This is a genomic window from Halomonas sp. BM-2019, from assembly GCF_017584085.1.
On sequence record NZ_CP071922.1, the window covers coordinates 1,289,359 to 1,294,730 of the forward strand.

At 70.3% G+C, this 5,372-nt stretch carries 5 protein-coding genes; 3 read left to right on the top strand and 2 right to left on the bottom strand.

Annotated elements, in window-relative coordinates; translation table 11 throughout:
- A partial coding sequence (locus J5F18_RS06535) for a LysR family transcriptional regulator (RefSeq protein WP_346301480.1) occupies positions 1-438 on the bottom strand: 438 nt, incomplete at its 3' end.
- Positions 439-508: 70 nt separating this feature from the next.
- Positions 509-2,518 carry a TonB-dependent receptor gene (locus J5F18_RS06540; RefSeq protein WP_346301481.1) on the bottom strand — a complete coding sequence of 670 codons (2,010 nt, stop codon included), beginning with the start codon at positions 2,516-2,518 and terminating at the stop codon, positions 509-511.
- Positions 2,519-2,961: 443 nt separating this feature from the next.
- Here J5F18_RS06540 and J5F18_RS06545 point away from each other — a divergent pair, with 443 nt between their 5' ends.
- The 3 genes from J5F18_RS06545 to J5F18_RS06555 form a co-directional block, all read left to right on the top strand.
- Positions 2,962-3,930, top strand: a complete 969-nt coding sequence (locus J5F18_RS06545) for an ABC transporter substrate-binding protein (RefSeq protein WP_346301482.1) — start codon at positions 2,962-2,964, stop codon at positions 3,928-3,930.
- 53 nt (positions 3,931-3,983) lie between these two features.
- On the top strand, positions 3,984-4,955 hold the full coding sequence (locus J5F18_RS06550; protein WP_346302188.1) for an iron ABC transporter permease: 972 nt from the start codon (positions 3,984-3,986) through the stop codon (positions 4,953-4,955).
- A gap of 10 nt (positions 4,956-4,965) precedes the next feature.
- Positions 4,966-5,372: iron chelate uptake ABC transporter family permease subunit (locus J5F18_RS06555; protein WP_346302189.1), on the top strand; the 407-nt coding region annotated here is incomplete at its 3' end.

Sequence of the window (5,372 nt, forward strand, 5' to 3'; positions counted from 1 at the left end):
AGGGTGCTCGGGCGCGCCCTGGCGAGTCAGATAGTCGTGGTGGGCGTAGAGTCCACGGCCCAAGGCCCCCAGGGCCTCCTGGCGCAGGCCGCTGTCCGGGACGTCGCCCAGCCAGATATGCACCCGATGGCTGTCGGGGGGATCGGGCAGCGCCTTCCCCGTCTGCAGGGTCAACGCCACCTGCGGGTAGCGCGCCATGAAGTCATCCATCAGGGGCCCCAACCAGCCGCGGGCCAGGGCGCTATGGACCTCGATGGCCAGCTCGCCGCTCACTTCCCTGCGCAGCGGCTGGCCCAGCCGCGCCTCCAGCTGGCTGATACGCCGGCTCAGCGTCGACTTGGCGAGCCCCAGCTCCCGGGCGCTGCGGGTCAGGCTGCCGGATGCCATCACGGCGCAAAAGGCGTTGAGTTCATCGAAGTCGTGCATGGAGGCGGCCATGGCAGGTGTTCTTGACGCTTGCAGTATGCCAGCTAGCCATACGAATGAAAATCATTTTTATTTGAGAGGTTCAGAAATCGTAGCTGGCGGAGAGCCAGAAACTGCGGCCGTCCAGCGCTACGCCATCGGTCGCACGGCCGGTCTGGGTGAAGCGGTAGGCTTGGTAGGTATCGCCCTGCCACTCGTAGCTGTCGGCCTTGCCGAAGTCCTTGTCGAAGAGGTTGTAGACGGTGCCGGTCAGGCGCACGTTCTCCGCCACCTGGTAGGAGCTGCGCAGGTGGAACAGCTCATAGCCGTCCAGCTTGTTGCCCACCTGTTCGTAGAGCGCCAGGTTCTGGCCCGAGTCGGGCAGGCCGTCGGAGAAACGCTCCCGGGAGGAGTAATACTCACCGTCCAGGCTGGTGCTCCAGCGGTCGTTGAACTGCCAGGTGACCCCGGCGGTGAGCTTGTGCCGGGGAGCGTTGGTCAGCTGCAGTCCCTCGTTCTCGCCGGAGGTGATCTCGGTGTCGGTCCAGGTATAGCCGCCGTTCAGGTACCAGGAGGGGGTGAGCGCCACCCGGGCGCTGAGCTCGATGCCCCGGGTCTCGGCGCGGTCGATATTGACCAGCTGGCCGAAGCCCTCCTGGGCGGTGAAGTTGCCCACGCTCAAGCAGTTGGCCAGGCCAGCGTTGGGCGTATTGCCGTCGCTATCCACGAATTGGCAGTTGGGGACATCGGCCGCGCTGGCGATGCGGTCGGTGAAGCGGTTGAAGAACGCCGTGGCGCTGGCGGTGACGCCCTGCTGGCTGTCGTAGCTGGCGCCCAGCTCATAGCTGGTGCTTTTTTCGGGTTCGAGGTCCGGCGAGCCGATGGTCACGGTCTGGCCCTGAGCGGTGAAGCCGGTCACGCCGTCGTGAAGCTGGTTGAGGGTCGGCGTCTTGTAGCCACGGCTGACGCCGCCCTTGAGGGTCCACTCGTCGCTCGCGTTCCATACCAGATAGCCGCGGGGGCTGAAGTGGCCGCCGAAGGCGTCGTGATTCTCGTAGCGCCCGCCCAGGGTCAGGGCCAGGTCCTCGGCGAGCCACCACTCGTTCTCGGCAAACAGCGCCCAGCTCTCCTGGCGGAACACCTGGCTGCCCGCGGCGCCATCCTCCAGCCGAGAATCGATGGTCTGGCCACCCAGCGTCAGCATATGGTCGCCCAGCGGCATCACGAACTTCGTATCGAAGGTGATATCGCGGTTCTCCAGCAGGCGCGGCTCGCCGCCCTCGGCCTCATAGCCGAAGTCGGGCGCGCTGCCTGCCGGCAGGGTGCGGCCCAGGGTCTCGGTGGTGCTGTGGGTCAGGCTGCTCTCCAGGGTACCCGCCGGCAGCCGTGCGGTGTGGCCGATAGCCACCTGGTCGCGGTGGAAGCGCAGCTCATCCTCGTAGCCGAAGACTCGCTCCGGGGTGTCCAGGTTGCCCAGCCTACCGTCCGCGTTGTCGTAGACCTGGCGGGAGCGCTCGAGGTCCAGCCACAGCTCGTGGGTATCGTCCGGCGTGGCGTTGAGCCGGCCGCCGATGGAATAGATGCGCGCCTCCCCGGGGCGGGGGTCGCGGCCTGGGGTGCTGTCGGCAGGGACCTCGATCAGGCGCTCCGAGGCGTCGCGGTCGTAGAGGCGGCCGCGCAGCTGCAGCCCGAGGCGCTCCTCCACCAGGGGACCGGAGGCGTAGAGGTTGAGGGTCTGGGAGTTCCCCGCGTCGCGGTCTTGCTGGAAGGTGGTATCCACCGCCACCGAGCCGCTCCATTCACTGGCCACCCGGCGGGTGATGATATTGATCACCCCGCCCATGGCGTCGGAGCCGTAGAGGGTCGACATGGGCCCGCGGATTACCTCGATGCGCTCGATGGCGGAGAGCGGCGGAATGAAGCTGGTGCCGGTCTCGCCGAAGCCGTTGGGGGTCACGTCGCCCGAGGCGTTCTGGCGCCGGCCGTCGATCAGGATCAGGGTGTAGGACGCCGGCATGCCGCGGATGCTGACGTTGAGCCCACCGGTCTTCCCGGTGCCCGAGCGCACATCGACCCCGGGCACGTCGGCGCTCGCCTCGCCGATATTGGTCAAGCTCCTCCCGAGTAACCACCGAGATGCTGGCCGGGGCGTTGCGCAGCGCCTGCTCGAAGCCGGCGGCGGTGACCACGATGTTCTCCAGACGAGTACCCTCACCGGACTGGGCCTGGGCGGGGAGGGCGGCAACGGCGGCCAGGGCGACGGCGCTGGCAAGTGCCGTGGGCCCTGAGGGTTGAGATGCGCGTGGCTGGGCTGAGCGAAGCATGGCGTCCTCTTGAATGAGTTTGATTCTCAATTGCGAGGAGGATTCTAGGCTTGGAAGTTCCCCCGGGAATAGCGACACGCCGGCAACACCCCGTTGCGGCTTGTGCAACCCCGGAAGACGCGCCACGGCCGGGTTGCGAGATCTGCAACGGCCTGTTGCGGCAGCCACTCTGACATGGTGTTATGAGAATCATTATCATGCGCACGCTACCCATCGCCGTGAGGAGTTACCGATGCGCACGCCCTCCCTTTCTTTCCGGACCCACGCCGGCCATCGTCGCCGCTGCCTGGCTGGCCTGCTGGCCCTGGGGCTCGGGCTGTCCGCGCAGGCCCTGGCGCACAGCGTCGAGACCGCCAACGGTCCGGTAGAGGTGCCCGGCTCCCCTGAGCGCATCGTCACCCTCTACGAAGGCGCCCTGGATGCCGCCCTGGCCACCGGCCGGCTGCCCGTGGCGGCGGTGACCACCCGCGGCGGCGACGGCGTGGCTCGCTATATCGAATCCCACTTGGAGGCCCGGCACCCCGGCGCTACGCTGGCCATCGTCGGCGTGGTGCGGGAGATCAACCTGGAGGCGGTGCTGGCCCAGCGCCCGGACCTGATCCTGGCCGCGCCGCAGCTCAGCGCCGAGCAGTACGCCCTGCTGTCGCGCATCGCCCCCACCGTGGTGCCGGAGACCCGCCCCCTGGCGGCGGACAACTGGGAGGCCGAGGCGCGCCTCTTCGGTGAGGCCCTGGGCCAGGCCGACGCCATGGAGGCGACCATCGCCGAGGTTCACGCGCGCAGCGCCGCCCTGGCCGAGGCGCTGGAAGAAGCCGATGCCCTGGGCAGCGCCAACCTGATCCGCTGGATGCCCCAGGGCCCCATGGTGATGTCGGAGCGGCTGTTCACCTCCGGGCTGATCGCCGAGGCCGGCCTGGACCTCAGCGACGCCGGCCTGGTGCGTGATGGCGTGGTGCACAGCGACACCCTGAGCCTGGAGAGCCTTTCGCGGCTCGACGGCGACTGGCTCTTCCTGGCCACTCTCAATGAGGAGGGCCAGGAGGCGCTGGACGCGGCCCGCCGCTCTCCGGCCTTCGCCCGCCTGCCCGCGGTGGCCGCCGAGCGCGTGGTGCCGGTGGATGGTCAGCTGTGGACCAGCGCCAACGGCCCCCTGGCCGCCCTGGCGATCCTCGAAGAGCTTGAAGCGGCGCTGCTGCCCTGATGGCGGGAGTGGCGGCCCCTGTGGCCCTGCACGGTCGGCGTTCCCTGGCTGGGATGACGGCGCTGGCCTGCGCCCTGCTGCTGCTGGCGGTGCTGGCCAGCCTGCTGCTGGGCGCCGGTGACGTCGGCCCGGCACGGGCCCTGGCCGTGCTGCTGGGGGCGGGGGACGAGGAGGCACGCTTCGTGGTGGGGTCGCTGCGCCTGCCCCGCACCCTGATCGGTATCGGGGTGGGGCTGGCGCTGGCGGTCTCCGGTGCGCTGCTCCAGGCGGTATCCCGCAACCCCCTGGCCGAGCCGGGACTGCTCGGGGTCAGCGCCGGGGCCGCCTTCGCCGTGGGCGTGGCGCTGTGGCTGGGCGCCAGCACTGCTACTCTGCGCGTGGCCGTGGGCCAGCTCGGCGCCCTGCTCGGCTGCGCCGCCGTGCTCAGCGTGGTGCGCCTGCGCGGCGTGGGCAGCGACCCGGTACGCCTGGTGCTGGCCGGCGCGGCGCTTTCGGCGCTGCTCGCCTCGCTGACCGCGCTGCTGCTGCTCTTCGATCAGCGCAGCGCCGACGAGATCCGCTTCTGGGTGATCGGCAGCCTCTCCGGGCGGCGCCTGGAGGACCTGCTGGCGGTACTGCCGAGCCTCGTCCTGGCCCTGGGCCTGACCCTGTGGCTGGCCCGCCCCCTGGCGGCCCTGGCCCTGGGCGAGCGGGTGGCCGCGGGCCTCGGGCACCATCCCGGTCGGGTGCGGCTACTGGTGATCCTGGCGGTGGCGCTGCTGGTGGGCGCCGCCACGGCCATCGCCGGCCCCATCGCCTTCGTGGGCCTGGTGGTGCCCTTCGCCGCCCGGGCCCTGGCCGGCCCCGATATCCGCCGCACCCTGTGGCTCTGCCTGCCGCTGGGCCCGCTGATGGTACTCGGCGCCGACGTCACCGCCCGGCTGCTGGTCAGCCCCGCGGAGCTGCCCCTGGGCGTGCTGACCACCCTGCTCGGCGCGCCGGTGCTGGTGGCGGTGGTGCGCGCCCGCCGCCTGCCGACGCTGTAGGAGGCCAAGGATGAAAGGGATGTCTGGGAAATCCTTGTGGGGTCAGACTCCGGCGGCGTGGACCGAATGCCGCAGTCAGCTTGCCCCGTCCGGCTACTGGCACCTGACCGCCGGGCGGGCCAGCCTGCTGCTCGAGCGCCGCGCCCTGGTGGTGAACCTGCTGCTGCTGGTGCTGCTGCTGGCCGCCTCCACCGCCTACCTGATGGCCGGCAGCATCCCGGTCAGCCTCGCGGAGCTGGCGCGGGCGCTCTCCGGCGACGGCGAGGTGGTCACCCTCTTCGTGATTCATGACCTGCGCCTGCCGCGGCTGGCGGCGTCCTGGCTGACCGGTGCCGCCTTCGCCGTGGCTGGCTGCCTGATGCAGACCCTGGCCCGCAACCGCCTGGCCACCCCCGGCATCATCGGCATCGATAACGG